Below are 19806 nucleotides of genomic sequence, written 5' to 3'. Positions count from 1 at the left end.
TGGCTATCCTACAAATTATTAGCGAGCGATGTAAGCAATACTTATTTTATGCTCTGGGTTACGGCACGTAAAAACAAAAAAAGAGGTCCTTATCTTTTTGATCTATTTTGTTATGCTTTGTTGTGTCTTAATTTATTTTGAAATGTATCTGTGGCGTGAATGTGTTTTTCATATTTCATTCATGGTGTTTATTTTAGTATTCTGTGCTGAGATGGTTCGCTTTTATTTCATCTCTGAACGGATGAAATGATACAGTGCCTTTTCATCGATGACTATGAGTCGTCTTATTCTTGTTTTTTATTCTTCCCTGATACTATAACCTATGGCTAAGAAAACAAAAGCCGAAGCGTTGAAAACGCGACAACTTTTGATTGAGACAGCAATCATCCAGTTTGCTACGCGAGGTGTTGCCAATACGACGCTTAACGATATTGCGGACGCGGCCCAGGTTACACGGGGCGCTATCTACTGGCATTTTGACAACAAAACGCAGCTCTTCAATGAACTCTGGCAGCAGCAGCCCCCATTACGGGATCTTATTCAGGATCGGTTAACTTTGCATATTAGCGATAATCCCTTACAGCAGTTGCGTGAAAAGTTAATTGTCGGGTTGCAATATATCGCAGAAATTCCCCGGCAACAGGCGTTGCTGCAAATTTTATATCATAAATGTGAATTTCATGAAGGCATGATATCAGAGCAAGAAATACGAGAGAAAATTGGGTTTAGCCAGAAGGGACTACGCGACGCATTGCAGGCGAGTATGACGGAAGGGTTGATTTCCAGAACCCTGGATTTAGACGTCGTCTTAATTATTATTCATGGTAGTTTTAGCGGCATTGTGAAAAACTGGTTGATGAGTTCCACCCGCTACGATCTCTATCAGCAGGCTCCAGCGCTGGTGGATAATGTATTAAGGATGTTAGTGCCTGATGGAAACGTGTTGCAATTAACACCGGAATAAAGGTGACAGAAAAATATAATTATTTCTCTTGTTTATCAATCAAACGCTATTGCAGATCGGTGCAGTTGACCAGTTTGAGCGGATTAACAGAATCCATATTGCGGCATTTATCGACTTCTGTGGTGATCAGCTCAATCCACTGAATCAGTAATGCATCAAAAAGGAAAACGGAGACGGCAAACACAACCAGCCACCAATACTTACGAATCATTGCTAAATCCTGTGTATTCATGCCCATGCGTGCAGGAAATATACACGAAAAACGCCTTCTGAAAAGCAGGCTTACAATGCTTTTACTTTGCTGTGATCTTCACCACATCCGATGCCGTTCGACTCTTTTTCGACAGGTTTTTAGTCTTTCTCTTTTTGACTTTTGTCAGGTCTTCCGCGGAGTAGTGTGAACTGACGTTCAGTCGCCTGAGCCCCATCTTCACATACTCATTATTGACTTCAATACCGATAAATTTCCGCGCGGATTCCACGGCCACAGCGCCTGTCGTAAAGCTACCCGCGAAGGGATCCAGCACGGTATCGCCGGGATTTGAGGAGGCCAGAATGATCCGCTTTAGCAGGGCGACGGGTTTTTGCGTCGGATGGTTTTCATATTCATCCATCAAATATCGTACGCGGGAGAATTCCCAGACGTTACCCGGAACTTTTTGCGTATTGTATGGCTGCGGCGGGTTTTTACGATAGTCGATCAGCGCTCTTTTCGCGCCGGTTTTGGTCTCGACCAGAATGGCGTTACTGTTGAAGGTGTACTGTCTGGCATCTTTGACCATCATCAGAATGGGTTCATACATTGAGCCAAAAAATTTCTTCGCCTGCACGCCCGAACTGTCATAAGACCAGACGATCCGGCTTTTGATGGTAAACAGCGTTCTGCATTTGAGATCGATATGTGGCATGTTTTCGGTGCTGTTCATGATGTACATCGTGCCCTGTTTTTTCAGTACCCGATGGCACTCTTCTATGCACGCGTACAGCCAGTCCAGGAAGACGCTTTCGTCCCAGGACTCCACCATTCCGTCAAAATCCTTTCCGATATTGTAAGGTGGGTCGGCAAAGATTAAATCGACGCTTTCCGCGGGGAGCTTTTTGAGCTCTGTTAGTGCATCTCCATGGATGATCGACGCGGAATCATCACCAAAGTACTGTGGTTCAAATCGTGAGTTCATACCTGCTCCACAAAAGATGCGTATAAAAAAGGCGCTTCCCCATGCCGAGTAGCGCCTTTTTAAACAAGCAATTAGCTAATCGAGATTAGTTCATGCCGTATTTTTTCAATTTTTTACGCAGCGTACCACGGTTGATGCCCATCATCAGAGCAGCGCGGGTCTGGTTACCACGGGTGTATTGCATCACCATGTCCAACAGGGGCTGTTCTACTTCAGCCAGTACCAGCTCATAGAGGTCATTAACATCCTGACCGTTCAGTTGAGCAAAATAGTTCTTCAGTGCCTGTTTAACCGAGTCACGCAGGGGTTTTTGGGTTACCTGATCCTGAGAGTTAACGGTAGAAACGGTCAGTACGTCAGAATTTACGCGTTGTTCGAACATAGTTCTGTCAGCTCTTTATTTCTGTTTACGCAAAATTTTCGAAGTATGCCTCCAACGCCTCCAGCTGTTCGCTGGCATCCTCAATGGCGTTGAATGTGCGCCGAAACTGGTCATTTGGAGCGTGCTCCTGGAGATACCAGGAGACGTGTTTACGCGCGATTCGGTACCCTTTTGCCTGGCCATAAAAGTCATGCAGTTCCCGAACATGCGCACAAAGCAAGCGCTTAACCTCTGCCAGAGGCAGGGGGGATAGCAACTCCCCAGTGTCCAGATAATGCTGGATTTCCCGAAAGATCCAGGGTCTTCCCTGAGCTGCGCGGCCTATCATCAGGGCATCAGCCCCCGTATAGTCAAGCACAGCTCTGGCTTTAAGCGGGTCAGTAATGTCACCATTCGCGATAATCGGAATGGAAACTTTCTGCTTAACTGCCCGAATACTGTCGTACTCAGCGTCTCCATTGAACAAACAGGCGCGGGTGCGTCCATGAATGGTCAGAGCCTGAATGCCACAGTCTTCAGCCAGTTGGGCAATCTCTACGCAGTTACGGTGTTCCGGAGCCCAGCCGGTGCGAATCTTCAGGGTAACAGGAACATCCACTGCATTAACCACCCCGGTTAGTATCGACTTCACTATATCCGGGTACTGCAAAAGGGCTGAGCCTGCGAGCTTACGATTCACTTTTTTAGCCGGGCACCCCATATTGATATCAATAATTTGGGCACCGCTTTCCACGTTAATCCGTGCGGCATCGGCCATCTCAACAGGGTCGCTACCGGCAATTTGCACCGTGCGAATTCCTGGCTCATCAACGTGCACCATCCGTAAACGGGACTTATCGCTTTCCCAAACTTGCGGGTTAGACGACATCATCTCGGATACGGTCAATCCGGCTCCCATCTCATAACACAGCGTCCGAAAAGGTCTGTCAGTGATGCCAGCCATGGGCGCTGCGATCAGGCGATTTCTAAGCTGGTATTGTCCGATGCGCATGAGTTAAGAAATGACCATACTGTGACTGCAAGGCGGCGTATATTACGCATTTTTTGCACGAGATGAAAGGCCAAACTTTAACCAATCCTCTGAGGTGGATCAAAGAATCGCCGTTAAAGTAAACACCATTAAATAATTAGCCATACAAATCATTGCATTACAAAAATGTGGCGAAAATCTGTACGCATATAATTTTGCGTAACTTCTCATTTTTTCTTCGCGACAATGGGGGCTGACAAGATAATCTGCTGAATTAATCAGCAGATTATCGTGACTTAATGTGACTATGCTCTCATTTCAGCAGATGATTGCGTCGTGAAGGGATTATTCAACCACTACCCGACCGTTGAGCGGTTGTGTTGGGCGACTGTTATCGTGATGCATGGTGTGAGTAAATTTCTCCAGTTGCGCAGTGGAAAGCGTCAGAGGATGTTTAAGGACAATCCAGGTCACGCCCTCAGAACAGGGCGGTGTCGTGAGCGAGCCACTGAAACGCCAGTAGGTTTTACTCTTAGGCAGCAAAGCGTTGAGGTCCATCTGCACGGTGATTTTCACGTCTTGCTCCGCTTTTTCAGGCATCGTTGCCCAGAGCTTTTCCAGTTCTGAGTTGGCTGCTCCTTTATCGAACATGACTGCGACGACCGCCACCGCCCCTTTCGCATCTTTGTGCACAAGGTGCATCTCCATCGCGTAATGTTTCCCATGTATGGTGTTTTCGCTCGGGGAGTGAAAGTGGAACTGTTGCAACGTGAAGGGGACACCATCAATAGATACTGTATCCGCAGTGGTGTTTTTTAGTCCGGCCTGAATCGTATGCCCATTATTGAGAAGCGTTATCGGACCATCGGAGTAGTGAATACTGAGTGGGGAAATATGGGCTTTTAGCGTGGTATCAATATTAATTGGGGACTGGTTCATTCCGGCCTGGCAGGTTTTATATTCTTCATTGAGGGAGCCCCAATGTTCCGGAGAGCCTTCACCTTCGTAGCTCCAGTGCGACGCCATCGCGGTGAACGGCATAATGCTTAACGCCAGGAGTGCTGCCTTGCTCAAAAACGGCTTCATAACATTCTTCCATTAAATTAAATAGATTTTTATATTTGTAACTTCAATGAGTTACGCGACTATTTTACCGCAGGAAAGAGGGGAAAGAAGCGTACGAAATGCTGAAAAGCGTGGCCGGTTATACGGCCACGTGCATGAGAGAAGATTACTGTTTACGACCGGTGATACGACACCATTCTTCTTTCTCAACGACCGGATCGAGGGTGAAGAGATCGGTGTAGGCTTCACACACGCTGTCGGCCTGACTGGCAAGGATACCGGAAAGGCCCAGCAGACCGCCTGTAACGGGCAGGACGCTGATTAATGGTGCCAGTTCGCGCAATGGGCCAGCCAGAATATTGGCGACCACCACGTCGGCTTTCATAGCCTCTGGCTGATCCTGCGGCAGATAGAGTTCCAGACGTTCGGACACGCCGTTACGCTGCGCGTTATCGCGACTGGCCTGAATCGCCTGTGGGTCAATATCGATGCCAATTGCTTTTGCGGCGCCCAGTTTCAATGCAGCAATCGCCAGGATGCCAGAACCGCAGCCAAAGTCGATGACGGTCTTGCCGGTTAAATCGAGGCTGTCGAGCCACTGCAGGCACAGTGAGGTGGTGGGATGAGTCCCGGTACCAAACGCCAGACCGGGGTCAAGCATCACGTTGACGGCATTCTCATCCGGTACATCGCGCCAGCTTGGGCAGATCCACAGGCGGTCGCCAAAACGCATCGGGTGGAAGTTGTCCATCCACTCGCGTTCCCAGTCCTTATCTTCCAGTTGTTCGATTTTATGCGCGAAACCGACACCCAACAGCGGATGGTGTTCCAGGATGGCGACAACCTCTTTCATGTCAGTTTCTGCATCAAACAGACCAATGACATCGGTGTCGCCCCACAGGCGGGTTTCGCCCGGCAATGGCTCAAAAACCGGCGTGTCGTGCGTGTCCTGAAAGGTGATGGAAACGGAACCCGCTTCCATCAGGGCATCGCTCAACTCTTCCGCGTTAGCGCCCGTCGTATTCAGTTTTAATTGGATCCATGGCATGGTAAAACTCTTTATTTATCAGTAGTCAAAACAGCGGCTTGCGGGGCAGGAGAGCCGAAGCGGTTTCCAACCAGGAAAGCCAGCAAACTTAGCAGTAGCGAGGGCACAATCGGGTGGAAGCCCAGGTACTGAACGTTAAAGGTGGCGAGAATCGCATACAGCACGCCGCCGACAATCATCGCACTCAGCGCACCGGTTGCGTTTGCGCGCTCCCAGTAAAGGCCAAGCACCAGCGGCCATAAGAACACCGCTTCCAGACCGCCAAACGCCAGCAGGTTCAGCCAGATAATCATCTCTGGCGGTTTCCAGGCCGCAAGCAATAACAGCGCGCCTAAGATCAGGGTGATCATTGCCGACATTCGCTTCAGTCGTGTCTCATTCTGCAACTGCTCCGGGCGGATGTTGAGGTAGAGATCTTTAATGATCGTAGCGGAACTTTGCAGCAATTGGGCGTTGATCGTCGACATAATGGCCGCCATCGGCGCGGCAAGGAAGATCCCGGCGGCAAAAGGCGGCAGTACTTTCACCATCAGCGTTGGAATAACCAGATCCGGCACCGTCAGGTCGGGGATCACGGCTCGCCCCAGCGCGCCGGCAAGATGCATGCCGAACATCAGGATCGCCACCACGATGGTGCCGATGATAATTCCCCGATGTACGGCTTTGCTGTCTTTATAGGAGATGCAGCGTACTGCCGTATGCGGCAGACCGATCACACCAAAGCACACCAGCACCCAGAATGAGGTCATAAAGGTCGGAGACAGAATGTCATCTGCACCCTGCGGCGAAACCAGTTTCGGGTCGATGGCGTTTAAGGTCTCTACGGCATGGCTCAGGCCGCCAGCGGCGTGCACGACGCCGACCAGCAGCACGATGGTGCCAATCAGCATCACCAGCCCTTGCATGGTGTCGTTAAGCACGCTGGCACGAAAGCCGCCGAACGCGGTATACAGCGCAATGCTGACGCCGAAAATCAGCAGGCCTGTTTCATAGGGTATTCCTGCAGCGGTCTCCAGCAGGCGCGCGCCACCAATGAACTGCACGGTCATGGCACCGACAAAGGCCACTAACAGACTGAGGCTCGCCAGCCACACCAGCAGCCGACTTTGATAGCGGGCAAACAGCATGTCGTTGAGGGTGACGGCATTATAGCGACGGGCAAGAATGGCAAATTTCTTACCGAGTATTCCCAGCGACAGCCAGACGGCGGGGAGCTGAATCATGGCCAGTAATACCCAGCCCAGCCCGTATTTGTAGGCAGCACCAGGTCCACCGATAAACGAACTGGCGCTGATGTAGGTCGCGGTCAGCGTCATCGCCAGCACGATCCCGCCCATTGAGCGGCTGCCGAGGAAATATTCATTCAGGAAGGTGCCGGTTTGCCGTTTACGCATGGCGTAGACTGAGAGACCAAACACCACAATAAGATAAGCAACCAGCGGCAGAATGACTTCAAGCTGCATCATCATCCTCCAGAGGAATGTCTCGGTAGATAAATTTCACCATGGCCCAGCACAGTAAAATGAAGATCAGCGGCGTCAGCAGACAGGCCAGTTCAAACCAGTGCGGCAGGCCAGTAATGCCGATCGCCGAATCAGGTAAGTAAGCAGCTACTAACCACGCAGCAAGATAGAGAAGGGTCAGCCACAGCGCCCAGCGCGCCTCTTTGTGGGCCTGAACAAAACGGTTGTCCACGGAAGGTTTCCTTATCATGAGGAGGCGAGAAACGGGCAATTCTACGGCAACTCTTCAGACAGAGAAAATAATCTGACAGAAAAATTGACATTCAGGGGTGGTGGGAAAGAAAGTTTTCGATGTCGCCCAGCGATGAAATCCCTTCCATTGGTCCCTGCTGCATGACGGCGAGCGCTCCGCTGGCGTTAGCATATTGCAGTGCTTTCTGTGCCGGAAAACCAGAAAGAAACAGCGTAACAAAGGTGGCACCAAAGCAGTCGCCAGCGCCTGTAGGATCGATAGTTTTGGGCTTGTGCCCGTCAAAGTGCAACTCCTGCATAGTCCCGTTTTCCTGCTGATAATAGCTGGCGCCTCGCTGCCCGCGCTTCACGGCGATATGCTTCACGCCGCTGTGAAGGAGGTCACTGATAATTTGTTTTTCGGACAGATTTTTATGGCGTGCAAAGAAGGGAAGCTCACTTTCGCTGGGTAAAAAGATATCTGTATATTCAATGATATAATCGAGTGCTTGCGCCATCTCGGGGATAGTTAGCATCTCTTTGCGGATATTGGGATCGAAAGAGACGGTACCGCCAGCGGCTTTGATCACCGAAATCGCTTTGCGCATCGCGTCGATCATTCGGAATGAGAACAGTGATGATCCCATGATGTGAATATGGCTGCACTGTTGCAACAGTCCCGGTTCAATGTGCTCGGCAGTAAACAAACCGCAGGCGCTGTGGGGAATATTAAAAACAAAATCGCGTTCCTGCTGGCTACGATAGCTGACGAAGGCTGTGCCAGTTACTGCGTTTTCCATGATATGGATACCATCGGTGATCACCCCTTCATGCCGCAGCCTCTCAATATTCAGACGGCCAAACTCATCATTTCCGACACAGCCGAAAATAATCGCTCTGTGAGAGAGTTTTGCTGTCTGTGCGGCGAAAATGGCAGGCGCTCCGCTGGGGAACGGCCCGATAAACTCGCCAGGTTGCGTGAATTTTTGCTGCGGGCTACGGGATAAAAATTCGACCAGTAATTCGCCCATAGTACAGATGGTTAGTGTCACAAACGTCCTCTCATTCCTTAAGCCTTTCACGGTTAGACCAGGTAAAGCACTCATTGCTGGTGTAGAGGATAACAAAATCAGCATCCTGTAATTGTCGCTGATATTGCTCGTTGATGCTGCGGCAGACGATCACATATTCCGCCTGATCGAGATTGCCAATTGCCACTGGCGATACCGCGTTTGCGGTAATAATAACGGTTTTATTCTGCGCATGATCGAAGCAAAGCTGCCAGGCCGGAGCCAGTTTGGCCATATCCGTATTTAGTGTGCCATCAGTGTCAAGATGACTAATTTCGAGAATACTGTGGGTGATCGTGTAATGCTGCAGTGCCTGCTCCAGCGATTTTCCCGCCAGCACGGTATCCGGACGCAGCATTTCATTCCCGACCAGAATGATCTCTCCGTCAATGAATTGATTGGCCAGGATCGCATGTTCTGGATCGTTGGTTACCAGGCGCAGCTTTTTCACTTCGCTTAACAAGGGAATTATTTTTCGACAAAGCGAACCGTGACCGAGAAACAGCGTATCTCGGTCGCGAATAAGTCTGACGCAGTGTCGTGCACTCTCCATCTGTTGCGCCAGGGAAAGCGTAGTGGATGGTTGAAATTGCTCGGGTTCGCCTGGTGGCGCTGGAGTAGCGATAGCGCCACCAAATGAGCGTTTTAGATATCCCTGCTGCTCCAGATAACTCAAATCGCCGCGAATAGTGACGCCGGAGACACCAAGCTGGGCAGACAGGTCATCAACTTTTATCTCCCCCTGGGTGGCGACGATTTCAGCAATCTTTAGCCTGCGTTTCAAAAGATTAGATGATTTCCTGGGCACGTTAACACTCATCATTAGCCTGAATTGCGTACACTATAGTCCCATGTTTTTTTCTTTGAAAGTTATCCTTCATCACTATCTACGTTTTGAAATGAATATCGACAGCCTGGCTTTCTGCATAAGATTACCTTAATTATATGATATTTAATAAAAAAATAATTTATTGGCGAGGTTTTCTAAACTTACACTTTCAAAGTTAGCAAATATTTTTATTTTTGTTTTGTAAGTTTAGTTGTGATGTTTTGAGATTCGTCACGCTTTTATACGTATTCCCTGTGATAGTTTTCTTACAAAATGAAAGTTAAATTTTTATTTCTTCGTTTTGTAAGGTAAAGCGAAAATCAGGAGATGCGATGTACATCATTTCAAGCAAGAACATGCTGCAGAAAGCACAAGTCGAGGGCTATGCCGTTCCAGCATTCAATATTCATAACCTTGAAACCTTGCAGGTGGTTGTGGAAACGGCAGCACAACACCGTTCTCCGGTCATGCTTGCCGGGACTCCGGGGACTTATCGCTACGGCGGTGTTGAAAATCTGGTGTCACTGGTGAAAGCGCTGGCTCATGAATATCAACAGCCGCTTGTGCTGCATCTCGATCATCATGAACGATACGATGACATTACGGAGAAAGTACGCGCCGGGATCCGCTCCGTCATGATTGATGGCTCGCATCTGCCGTTTGAAGAGAATATTGCCCGCGTCAAAGAGGTCACTACGTTTTGCCACCGTTTCGATGTGAGCGTGGAAGCGGAACTGGGTCGCCTCGGTGGACAGGAAGATGATCTGGTGGTGAATGTTGAAGATTCCGCTTACACCTCACCGGAAGCAGCGGCAGAGTTTGTGCAGCGCACGCAGATCGATTCACTGGCGGTGGCAATTGGTACGGCGCATGGACTCTATACCCGGGAGCCCCGACTGGATTTTGCGCGTCTGGAGCAAATCCGCCGGTGTGTTGACGTTCCACTTGTTTTGCACGGTGCCTCCGGTTTATCAGAACAGGATGTGAAGAAGTGCATTCATCTCGGAATTTGCAAAGTGAATGTTGCAACGGAATTGAAAATCGCCTTTGCCGATGCATTGAAAGGTTATTTTCATGATAACCCTGCCGCAAACGACCCTCGGCACTATATGCAACCCGCCAAAGCGGCGATGACAGAGGTGGTGACCCGGATTATTGGCGTCTGTGGCAGTGAAGGAAAAATTTAAAATTATTATACCCTACAAAAATAATCAGGAGTGTTTATGAAAAAAATTAAATTACTCAGCTCGACTATATTAATTAGTCTGGCTTTGTTATCACAAAGTACCTGGGCCAAAGAGTATAAAATCGGTGCCTCGTTATTAACACAGCAGCACCCTTTTTATATCGATCTGGCTAATGCGATGAAGGATGAGGCAAAAAAAGATAATGTCGATTTAAGTATCTCTATCGCTAATCAGGACTTAAATAAACAACTTTCTGATGTTGAAGACTTTATTACTAAAAAAGTTGATGCCATTATTATTTCCCCGGTTGACTCCAAAGGTGTGCAGGCCGCTATTATTAAAGCTGATAAAGCAGGCATTCCGGTGATTACTGTAGATGTGGCTGCCGATGGTGTGCCCGTGGTTGCGCACGTTGCCACTGATAACTATGCAGGTGGTGTCGAAGCTGGGAAATTAATGGGTAAACTTTTAGAGGGTAAAGGCACGGTGGCCATTATCTCTTATCCGGCTTTGCAATCGGTGGTGGCGCGAGTTGATGGGTTTAAAAAAGGATTAAGCGAGACGCCAGATATCAAGATTGTTGCAGAGCAACCCGGTATTACTCGTGCTGAAGCATTGACCACGGCACAGAATATTATGCAGGCAAACCCAAATCTGAGCGGGTTGTTTGGCTTCGGCGACGATGCGGCGCTGGCGGCCGTCATTGCGGCGAAATCTGCCCGTAACGATAACATTAAAATCATTGGTTTTGATGGGATGAAAGAAGCGCGGGATGCGGTTGATAGCGGAAAAACTTTCGTAGCGGTTATCCGCCAGTACCCGGATCAGATGGGTGCCAAAGCGGTGGACGCCGCCGTTGATCATCTTAACGGCAAGCCGGTAGAAAAACTGATCCCTGTGCAACCGGGTGTATATACCGGAAAATAAGTCCACTCGTCACCTCACAACAAAACGCCCGTGCGTTTTGTTGTGATACAGAGGCCACTATGACGGATATTATTCTTGATGTTTCGCATATTGCAAAGACGTTTGGCCACGTACAGGCGCTGAAGGATATTACGCTGACTCTTCGCCGGGGACGCGTGCATACATTACTGGGCGAAAACGGTGCGGGAAAGTCGACACTCATGAAAATTCTGGCTGGTGTATACCCGCCAACATCAGGTGAAATAAAGTTACGCGGTGAAATCATCACTATCAACAATCCGCAGCACTCGCGCCAGCTTGGTATTTCCATTATTTTTCAGGAGCTCAGTCTGAGTAATAATATGACCGTGGCAGAGAATATTTATGCCAACAATGAGCCGCGGCGTTTTGGGGTCATTAACGATAAAAAGATGCTTGCTGATTGTCAGCAATTATTGACCGATCTGGGTATTCCACTTGATCCGCAGACATTCGTTGGCAATATGTCAATGGCGCATCGGCAATTGGTTGAAATTGCTAAGGCGTTAAGTTATCCAGCAGATGTCGTCATTATGGATGAGCCGACATCTTCGCTCAGCGATAACGAAGCAGAAATACTTTTCAACATCATCGCGAAATTAAAGCAGCGTGGTTGTGCTGTCATTTATATCTCCCATCGAATGGATGAAATCATGCGGATTTCTGATGATATCTCGGTTATTCGTGATGGGGAATATATTGCCACACATGAGAAAAAAGAGAGCGATATTAAGCATCTGATTGCACAAATGGTCGGACGGGAAATGAAGAATATCTGGCCGCCACGTATTGGAGACAGGCCGGATGAAAGCGTGCCGGCAAAACTTGAGGTTCGGGATCTTACTCATCCGCACCTCTTCCGGGAGGTGAGTTTCTCTGTTCGTCCAGGCGAAGTGCTGGGGTTTTTTGGTCTGGTCGGTGCCGGGCGTTCAGATGTGATGAAAGCACTCTTTGGTCTGATCTCTTATCAGGGAACCCTGCTGATTGATGGTAAAGCGGTCATGATTTCGAGCCCAAAACAGGCTATCGATCAGGGTATTGCATTTGTCACAGAAAACCGCAAGGAAGAAGGGCTGGTGCTGATGCATGACGTGAATATGAATACTCACCATGTTGCCTTTCAATATAACGCATCAGGGCTGGGTCTGATTAATCATCGGGAAGAGGAGCAGCGAACGCTAGCGGCAGTCACCAGGATGAACACTAAAGTTAGCTCCATTCATCAGTCGGTTGGGGCATTAAGTGGGGGTAATCAGCAAAAAATCGTGTTGTCGAAATGGCTGGAGAGGACTCCGCGAATTCTGCTGCTTGATGAACCGACGCGCGGTGTGGATGTTGGGGCTAAGTTTGAAATTTATAACGTGATACGCCAGTTGGCTGCGGCTGGGACGGCAATTATTCTGGTTTCCTCTGAACTGCCGGAGGTCATGGCATTAAGCGATCGTCTGGTGGTAATGCGCAATAAAATGGTTGCTGATATTTATTCTTGTGAAAATTTAACTCAGACGCAGGTAATGGCTGCGGCTACAGGAGTATGTTAAATGAGTGAGAAGAGTTTGCCGGTGTCGAAAAGTCCGGTTACACCTGGTGTGAATGGGGTCAGGCAGCTATTTAAACAATATGGCGGAATTTTGAGTGGCATGCTGGTATTGATTATTCTGTTTAGCTTTATGAATGACAGTTTTTTTACAACCAATAACATTATCAATATTACCCTTCAGGTTTCCATTATTGCTATTACCGCTTACGGTATGACTTATGTATTACTTCTCGGTGATATTGATCTGTCAGTCGGTTCTACCATTGCATTGATTGGGACGTTTGCGGCACTTGGTGCTTCATGGGGTATTCCATTTATTTTACTGGTGCCACTGTCGATTGTTGCCGCATTGGTGTTGGGCCTGATTAATGGTGGTTTAACGGCACTGGCAGGTATTCCCTCTTTTATTGTGACAGTCGCTACGATGGGTATATTCCGCGGCATTGCCTATATTGTGACAGATGGCACACCGGTAATGATCAAGAACGATGCTTTCCTTGCTCTGGGTAACGGTGAATTTTTATCGGTGCCGATTCCCATCTGGATTCTGCTGGTGTTGTTATTGGTTAACCATTTTATTCTCACGAAAACGGCATTTGGCCGCAAGATTTATATTACTGGTGGAAATAAAGAGGCTGCAGTTTATTCTGGCATTAACGTTGTCAGTCTGAAGATTAAGGTCTTTATGATAACAGCCGTACTGGCCGGGATCAGCGGTATGATCCTCGCTTCCCGCCTTTATTCCGGGCAACCCAACTCTGCAATCAGCTATGAGCTGGATGCTATCGCTGCCGCCGTATTGGGGGGAACCAGCCTTAATGGGGGCTATGGGACGGTAATCGGTACCATGATTGGCGCATTAACCATTGGTGTCATAAATAATGGTATGAATTTAATGAATGTTCCTTACTTTTACCAGATGGTGGTTAAAGGACTGGTCATTCTGGTTGCGGTATATGTTGATGTCAGAAATAAAAGAAAACGCAGCTGATTATTTCAGGGGATTAATCATATGAGTAAGGTTTTCACGATTGGGGAAATTCTGGTTGAAATTATGGCAAGCCGAATCGGGCAACCGTTTGATCAACCAGGCGTGTGGAACGGTCCATACCCTAGCGGTGCTCCGGCTATCTTTATCGATCAGGTTACGCGATTTGGAGTATCTTGCGGTATTATTAGCTGCGTCGGCAATGATGGTTTTGGTGATATTAATATTCACCGACTTGCTACTGATGGGGTTGATATTAGGGGAATATCCAGACTGCCACTGGAGGCGACGGGCAGCGCATTTGTCACTTACCACCACTCTGGCGATCGTGATTTTATTTTTAATATCAAGAATGCCGCTTGTGGAAAATTATCGGCACAACATGTCGATGAGCACATTCTGAAAGATTGCACGCATTTTCACATAATGGGTTCATCATTGTTTTCATTCCATATGGTTGATGCCGTTAAAAAAGCGGTAACCATAGTAAAAGCAAATGGTGGCATGATCTCTTTTGATCCTAATATTCGCAAAGAGATGCTTGATATTCCAGAAATGCGCGATGCACTGCACTTTGTTCTCGAATTAACCGACATTTATATGCCCAGTGAAGGTGAAGTCCTGTTGCTTTCGCCGCACTCTACGCCGGATCGTGCAATTGCTGGCTTCCTTGCTGAAGGCGTCAAAGAAGTGATTGTAAAACGAGGTAGCAAGGGCGCGAGCTATTACTCTGCACAGGAACAATTTCATGTAGATAGTTACCTGGTTGATGAGGTGGATCCCACCGGGGCTGGGGATTGCTTCGGTGGCGCATACGTGGCCTCTCGTCTGCTCGGTTTTGATGCGCATAAAGCCTTGCAATACGCTAATGTTTGCGGCGCGATGGCAGTCACGCAGCGTGGCCCAATGGAAGGTACTTCCCGACTTGAGGACGTCGATGCGTTTATTCAGCGTCATGCCCAGTCTGTTCAGGACGCGACCCTATGAAAAATGAAATCTGGCCGTGGATTGGCGATCTCTCTCAGGTCGCTGGCATTAAACACTATGAGTTATGTAGCGGCAGAGCGAAAGGAACAGAAGCATTCGATGTTCGAACCGGTGGTGGGCTTTCCTTCACCGTGGTGAAAGATCGGGCGCTGGATATCGCCTGGGCCAGCTACAAAGAGACCTCACTCTCTTTTATCGCGCCAGGTGGGATGGTTGCCCCCACGTTCTTTGAACCTCAGGGTAACGGCTTTTTACGCAGTTTCTATGCTGGGCTACTGACGACCTGTGGCCTGAGCTATATCGGTACACCCTGCGAAGATGACGGCGAAACATTGGGGTTGCACGGGCGGCTGGCCTCGATCCCGGCCGAAGAGGTGGGCTATCGTACTGAGCGTAGCGAAAAGGGGATTGAATTTATTATTAACGGCAAGGTACGGGAAACGCGCCTGTTTGGTGAGAATCTGACCCTGGAGAGAACGATTCGTTGTACGTATGGTGGGAATGTTCTGCACATTACGGATAAGGTGACGAATAACGGGTTCACTCCACAGCCGTTACAAATACTCTATCACTTCAACTACGGCTGGCCGCTGCTTTCCCCGGAGGCGGAAATTATTCTGTCGGCAAGACGTGTTGTGCCGCGTACGCCGAGAGCTGAGGAGGGGCTAGCGGATCATTTAACTATTAGCCCGCCACAGCCGGGTTTTGCAGAGCAGGTTTACTACATGGCGCTCAATAGCGATGAGGAAGGAATGAGTAAAGTTGCTTTGTTCAACCATCAACTGGGCTGGGGGATCTATGAGAAATTCAATACCCGGCAGTTACCTAATTTTATCCAGTGGAAAAATTTAGGCGCGGGAGAATATGTGATGGGGCTGGAAGTAAGCAACAGTTTTCCTGATGGCCGAGCGAAAGAGCGTGCCCAGGGGCGTCTGGCGTTTATTCAGCCCGGTGAAACAGTGAATTACGACTTTGAGCTCGGTATTGTGGAAAACGAGGCGGCGATAGAGGCGTTGAAAATGGAAATAGGCAGTTATCGCTAACGCCATAAAAAACGCCGGATTTTCATCGAAAACCCGGCGTTTAACGCGCAGACATCATTACCGATAGGCGATCGGTCTAATGTTATTTTTCCTGAAGACCGAGTTTCTTCTCCAGATAGTGGATGTTGGTACCACCATGCTGGAAGTGCTCGTCGTTCATGATGCGGGTCTGCAAATCAACGTTGGTTTTGATGCCGTCGATGATCAGTTCCTGTAGCGCGTTCTTCATGCGGGCAATTGCTACATCACGGGTTTCGCCGTAGCAGATCAGCTTGCCGATCATTGAGTCATAGTACGGCGGTACGGTGTAACCGGCATAAATATGCGATTCCCAACGCACGCCAAAACCACCTGGCGCGTGGAAGCGGGTGATTTTACCCGGACTCGGCAGGAAGGTGTTCGGATCTTCGGCGTTGATACGGCATTCCACCGCATGGCCTTTCACCTGCACTTCTTCTTGCTTGATCGACAGCGGTTGACCCGCAGCGATGCGCAGTTGTTCTTTGATCAGGTCAACACCAGTGATCATTTCGGTCACCGGATGTTCAACCTGAATACGGGTGTTCATTTCAATGAAATAGAACTCGCCGTTTTCGAACAAGAACTCAAAGGTGCCTGCGCCACGATAGCCGATATCCACACACGCTTTCGCGCAACGCTCACCGATGTAGCGACGCAGTTCCGGGGTAATGCCCGGTGCGGGTGCTTCTTCGACGACTTTCTGGTGACGACGCTGCATAGAGCAGTCACGTTCAGCCAGATAGATCGCGTTACCCTGACCGTCTGCCAGCACCTGAATTTCGATGTGGCGTGGGTTCTCAAGGTATTTCTCCATGTAAACCATGTCGTTGCTGAAAGCCGCTTTCGCTTCCGCTTTGGTCATGGAGATGGATTGCGCCAGTTCCGCGTCACCGCGTACTACGCGCATACCGCGACCGCCGCCGCCGCCGGACGCCTTGATGATAACCGGATAGCCGATGCGTTTAGCATGGGCGCGGTTAGCATCCATATCGTCGGTCAGAGGGCCGTCAGAACCTGGTACGGTCGGGACGCCAGCTTTCTTCATCGCGGTGATGGCCGACACTTTGTCACCCATCAGACGGATGGTGTCAGCTTTCGGGCCGATGAAGATGAAGCCAGAGCGTTCAACTTGTTCAGCAAAATTGGCGTTCTCAGAGAGGAAGCCATAACCCGGGTGAATTGCCACCGCGCCAGTGATTTCAGCGGCGCTGATGATAGCGGGGATGTTCAGATAACTTTTTACGGACGGGGCCGGGCCAATACAAACCGTCTCATCCGCCAGTAATACGTGCTTTAAATCGCGATCCGCGCTTGAGTGCACAGCGACAGTCTTGATGCCCAGTTCTTTACAGGCACGAAGAATTCGCAATGCAATCTCGCCGCGGTTGGCGATAACAATTTTATCCAGCATGTTCGCCTCGTTACTCGATGACGACCAGCGGCTCGTCAAATTCTACCGGTTGACCACTTTCGACCAGGATGGCTTTCACGGTACCTGATTTGTCCGCTTCGATCTGGTTCATCATTTTCATGGCTTCAACGATGCACAGGGTATCGCCTACGTTGACTTTCTGACCCACTTCGATGAACGCTTTTGCGTCCGGGCTCGGGGTGCGGTAGAAAGTACCAACCATTGGGGAACGTACGATGTGACCACTGATTTCTGCTGCGGCGGCTGCCGGCGCTTCTGCTGCCGGAGCAACTGCGTTAGACAGAGCAGGTTGCTGCTGCATCATTGGTGCAGCGTAGGCTTGTTGCATCACCGGGAAGCTACCTACTGGCGCTGCGCGGCTGATGCGTACAGACTCTTCGCCTTCAGAGATTTCCAGTTCGGAGATGCCTGATTCTTCAACCAGCTCGATCAGTTTTTTAATCTTACGAATATCCATGAGTGGGTTCCGTACTCTTTGTTTAGTGTGATTGTGACAGGCGTTGAGCGCTGTCTGTAAAGCGTGAGTCCCGACGGCAAAACGGCTTTTGCCTGCCTGGACGCCGGTATATTCCGCCTCAACGATTCATGTGAGACTTGTCGGTTAACATGCGGCGATTTGCTGCAATCCACCGGCAAAAAACAAAATATACCTTCAATGCTCGATTGTCACCTTTTCAGCGGTCTAAAAACGCCGTCCAGGGAGCCAAGGTCGCACATTATAATGATTTCGTAGCAATTGGCAGCTAAATACTGGTCTTATCAGGGAAGATAATCAACCGCTAACACACAAATAACATCCAGGTCTCTGCATTTTGTAACCGACTGCACAGTTCGCTGAACTAGCGCCACCACTGGCGGAACTTCTTGTAACGGCAGGCCAAAAGCAGCAGTGCCAGCAGGGCATAAATGATGGGTTGAGGCGATAAAATCTTCACCGACCACAGATAATGTATCGGGGCGAGGATCGCCACAAGATAGACGAAATTGTGTAAAAGTTGCCAGCGTTTGCCCAGTTTTCGTTGCGCCGCCTGCGTTGACGTTAGCGTCAGCGCGAACAGGATGAGCCAACTGGTGATCCCAAGCGTTAAATACGGACGCGTAATCAGCTCTCGTCCCAACAAGCCGAGATTATGGATCCCCAGCTCCAACAGCGTATAACTTGTCAGATGCAGCGTGGCCCAGGCGAAACACCATAACCCCAGCAGACGACGCGTGCGTATCAATAATGGCTGTTTAGCGTAGCGCGCGAGCGGCGTAACCAGCAAGGCGGCGAGCAGAAATTTCAGAGCCATCCTACCGGTAAAATGCTGGATATCCTTCACGGGATCGGCGCTGAGTCCGCCGCTGTTAATCGCCCAGAACAGCCAAAGAAACGGCAGCAATCCCGCCAGATGAAGAGCGACTTTCAGCCAGGTTATTTGTTTTGCATTCAGCCGCACTTAGAAATTCTCCCGCAAATCCAGGCCACGATACAGTGTGGCCACTTCATCGGCATAGCCATTAAACAGTAGGGTGGGCTGTCGTTGCACATCCAGAATCCCGCCCGCGCCAATAAACCGTTCTGTTGCCTGCGACCAGCGCGGATGATCGACATGCGGGTTCACATTGGCGTAAAAACCGTACTCATTGGCAGCGGCAAGATTCCAGGTGGTTGGTGGCCGTTCGCGAGTCAGTTTGATGCTGACAATCGATTTAATGCCTTTAAAGCCATATTTCCAGGGCACCGTCAGGCGAATGGGGGCGCCGTTTTGCGGCGGCAGCGCTTTACCGTAAACGCCAACGGTCAGCAGCGTCAGCGGATGCATTGCCTCGTCCAGGCGCAGTCCTTCGACATAGGGATATTTCAATCCGCCGCCAATGAAACGATCTTTTTGTCCCGGCATATCGTCCGGCGCGTAAAGCGTCTCGAACGCCACATATTTTGCATTGCTGGTGGGTTCGACTAGCGCCAGCAGTTTATGTAATGGAAAACCAATCCACGGCACCACCATCGACCAGGCTTCGACGCAGCGCATCCGGTAAATTCGTTCCTCTAAGGGAAAGCGTGTTGTCAGCGCATCGTGATCCAGGGTTAACGGTTTGGCCACTTCGCCGCTGATTTTCAGCGTCCAGGGATCGGTTTTCATGCTGCCAGCATTGGCGGCTGGATCGGCTTTATCCAGACCAAACTCGTAGAAATTGTTGTAGCCTGTGACTTTATCTTCTGGCGTTAACGGCAGCGTGTTTTGCCATGCGGCGGGTTTGCTGAAATCCAGCGGTTTGCCGGAGGGCGCGGGCGGGCGATCGTTCCCTTTGAACCAGCTTAGTAGATCGGCCCGGGCGCTTATCGGCAGCGACAGCGTGGCAGCCCCGATCCCCAGCGCTTTCAGCACCTGGCGGCGATGCATAAAGAAAGCCGATTCGGCGGTGACATCGGCTTCTGTAAGTGGACGTGATTTTTTCATAACAGGCTCCCGGCGTACG

21 protein-coding genes are annotated in these 19806 nt (G+C 49.5%); 7 read left to right on the top strand and 14 right to left on the bottom strand.

All coding sequences use genetic code 11. The features are described from left to right. The first annotated feature begins 322 nt into the window (after positions 1-322). Positions 323-964: an acrEF/envCD operon transcriptional regulator gene (envR, locus tag I6L53_RS20450; protein WP_042324927.1), complete on the top strand. Its 642-nt coding sequence runs from the start codon at positions 323-325 to the stop codon at positions 962-964. A gap of 46 nt (positions 965-1010) precedes the next feature. On the opposite strand, the gene I6L53_RS20445 is transcribed toward envR, so the two are convergent. The 10 genes from I6L53_RS20445 to I6L53_RS20400 all read right to left on the bottom strand — a co-directional run bounded on the left by I6L53_RS20445 (position 1011) and on the right by I6L53_RS20400 (position 9194). Further along, positions 1011-1175: a DUF2556 family protein gene (locus I6L53_RS20445; protein WP_042324928.1), complete on the bottom strand. Its 165-nt coding sequence runs from the start codon at positions 1173-1175 to the stop codon at positions 1011-1013. A gap of 82 nt (positions 1176-1257) precedes the next feature. Next, a complete protein-coding gene (gene yhdJ, locus I6L53_RS20440) occupies positions 1258-2142 on the bottom strand; it encodes an adenine-specific DNA-methyltransferase (RefSeq protein ID WP_042324930.1) in 885 nt (294 codons plus the stop codon). Between the two features lie 85 nt (positions 2143-2227). After that, positions 2228-2524 carry a DNA-binding transcriptional regulator Fis gene (gene fis, locus I6L53_RS20435; RefSeq protein WP_000462905.1) on the bottom strand — a complete coding sequence of 99 codons (297 nt, stop codon included), beginning with the start codon at positions 2522-2524 and terminating at the stop codon, positions 2228-2230. A gap of 25 nt (positions 2525-2549) precedes the next feature. Beyond that, complete coding sequence (gene dusB, locus I6L53_RS20430; protein WP_042324932.1) at positions 2550-3515, bottom strand: tRNA dihydrouridine synthase DusB; 966 nt, start codon at positions 3513-3515, stop codon at positions 2550-2552. 324 nt (positions 3516-3839) lie between these two features. Next, the gene (locus I6L53_RS20425) at positions 3840-4580 is read right to left on the bottom strand and encodes a carbonic anhydrase (RefSeq protein ID WP_042324934.1); all 741 of its coding nucleotides are present in this window, start codon (positions 4578-4580) and stop codon (positions 3840-3842) included. Between the two features lie 145 nt (positions 4581-4725). Beyond that, the gene (prmA, locus tag I6L53_RS20420; RefSeq protein WP_042324936.1) at positions 4726-5607 is read right to left on the bottom strand and encodes a 50S ribosomal protein L11 methyltransferase; all 882 of its coding nucleotides are present in this window, start codon (positions 5605-5607) and stop codon (positions 4726-4728) included. Between the two features lie 11 nt (positions 5608-5618). Beyond that, positions 5619-7070 (bottom strand): sodium/pantothenate symporter, encoded by a 1452-nt coding sequence (gene panF / locus I6L53_RS20415; protein WP_042324938.1) that lies wholly within the window; start codon positions 7068-7070, stop codon positions 5619-5621. Further along, a complete protein-coding gene (locus I6L53_RS20410) occupies positions 7060-7302 on the bottom strand; it encodes a YhdT family protein (RefSeq protein ID WP_042324939.1) in 243 nt (80 codons plus the stop codon). Before I6L53_RS20410 ends, panF begins: the two co-directional genes overlap by 11 nt. A gap of 91 nt (positions 7303-7393) precedes the next feature. Continuing rightward, positions 7394-8332 (bottom strand): sugar kinase, encoded by a 939-nt coding sequence (locus I6L53_RS20405; RefSeq protein ID WP_232231114.1) that lies wholly within the window; start codon positions 8330-8332, stop codon positions 7394-7396. A gap of 31 nt (positions 8333-8363) precedes the next feature. Then, complete coding sequence (locus I6L53_RS20400) at positions 8364-9194, bottom strand: DeoR/GlpR family DNA-binding transcription regulator (RefSeq protein WP_052425425.1); 831 nt, start codon at positions 9192-9194, stop codon at positions 8364-8366. Between the two features lie 338 nt (positions 9195-9532). Between I6L53_RS20400 and I6L53_RS20395 the strand changes: the two genes are divergently transcribed. Genes I6L53_RS20395 through I6L53_RS20370 form a run of 6 tightly spaced genes read left to right on the top strand, consistent with a single transcriptional unit; the run spans position 9533 to position 15890 of the window. Continuing rightward, positions 9533-10387 carry a tagatose bisphosphate family class II aldolase gene (locus tag I6L53_RS20395; RefSeq protein ID WP_042324944.1) on the top strand — a complete coding sequence of 285 codons (855 nt, stop codon included), beginning with the start codon at positions 9533-9535 and terminating at the stop codon, positions 10385-10387. Positions 10388-10423: 36 nt separating this feature from the next. Next, positions 10424-11314, top strand: a complete 891-nt coding sequence (locus I6L53_RS20390) for a substrate-binding domain-containing protein (RefSeq protein WP_042324946.1) — start codon at positions 10424-10426, stop codon at positions 11312-11314. A gap of 59 nt (positions 11315-11373) precedes the next feature. Next, positions 11374-12873: a sugar ABC transporter ATP-binding protein gene (locus I6L53_RS20385; protein WP_042324948.1), complete on the top strand. Its 1500-nt coding sequence runs from the start codon at positions 11374-11376 to the stop codon at positions 12871-12873. Further along, a complete protein-coding gene (locus I6L53_RS20380; protein ID WP_042324949.1) occupies positions 12874-13863 on the top strand; it encodes an ABC transporter permease in 990 nt (329 codons plus the stop codon). Positions 13864-13884: 21 nt separating this feature from the next. Then, positions 13885-14847: a sugar kinase gene (locus tag I6L53_RS20375; protein WP_042324951.1), complete on the top strand. Its 963-nt coding sequence runs from the start codon at positions 13885-13887 to the stop codon at positions 14845-14847. After that, positions 14844-15890, top strand: a complete 1047-nt coding sequence (locus I6L53_RS20370) for an aldose 1-epimerase family protein (RefSeq protein WP_042324953.1) — start codon at positions 14844-14846, stop codon at positions 15888-15890. The genes I6L53_RS20375 and I6L53_RS20370 overlap by 4 nt, the downstream gene beginning before the upstream one ends. A gap of 82 nt (positions 15891-15972) precedes the next feature. On the opposite strand, the gene accC is transcribed toward I6L53_RS20370, so the two are convergent. From accC to msrP, 4 genes are all read right to left on the bottom strand, one after another. Then, a complete protein-coding gene (accC, locus tag I6L53_RS20365) occupies positions 15973-17322 on the bottom strand; it encodes an acetyl-CoA carboxylase biotin carboxylase subunit (protein WP_042324955.1) in 1350 nt (449 codons plus the stop codon). A 10-nt stretch (positions 17323-17332) separates the two neighbouring features. Then, on the bottom strand, positions 17333-17800 hold the full coding sequence (gene accB, locus I6L53_RS20360) for an acetyl-CoA carboxylase biotin carboxyl carrier protein (protein WP_042324957.1): 468 nt from the start codon (positions 17798-17800) through the stop codon (positions 17333-17335). A gap of 382 nt (positions 17801-18182) precedes the next feature. Beyond that, the gene (msrQ, locus tag I6L53_RS20355) at positions 18183-18782 is read right to left on the bottom strand and encodes a protein-methionine-sulfoxide reductase heme-binding subunit MsrQ (protein ID WP_042324959.1); all 600 of its coding nucleotides are present in this window, start codon (positions 18780-18782) and stop codon (positions 18183-18185) included. Continuing rightward, a complete protein-coding gene (gene msrP / locus I6L53_RS20350) occupies positions 18783-19787 on the bottom strand; it encodes a protein-methionine-sulfoxide reductase catalytic subunit MsrP (RefSeq protein WP_042324962.1) in 1005 nt (334 codons plus the stop codon). Positions 19788-19806 lie beyond the last annotated feature (19 nt).

Source organism: Citrobacter farmeri (genome assembly GCF_019048065.1).
Taxonomy (GTDB): Bacteria; Pseudomonadota; Gammaproteobacteria; order Enterobacterales; family Enterobacteriaceae; genus Citrobacter_A; species Citrobacter_A farmeri.
This window is presented reverse-complemented; position numbering and strand designations above follow the sequence as displayed.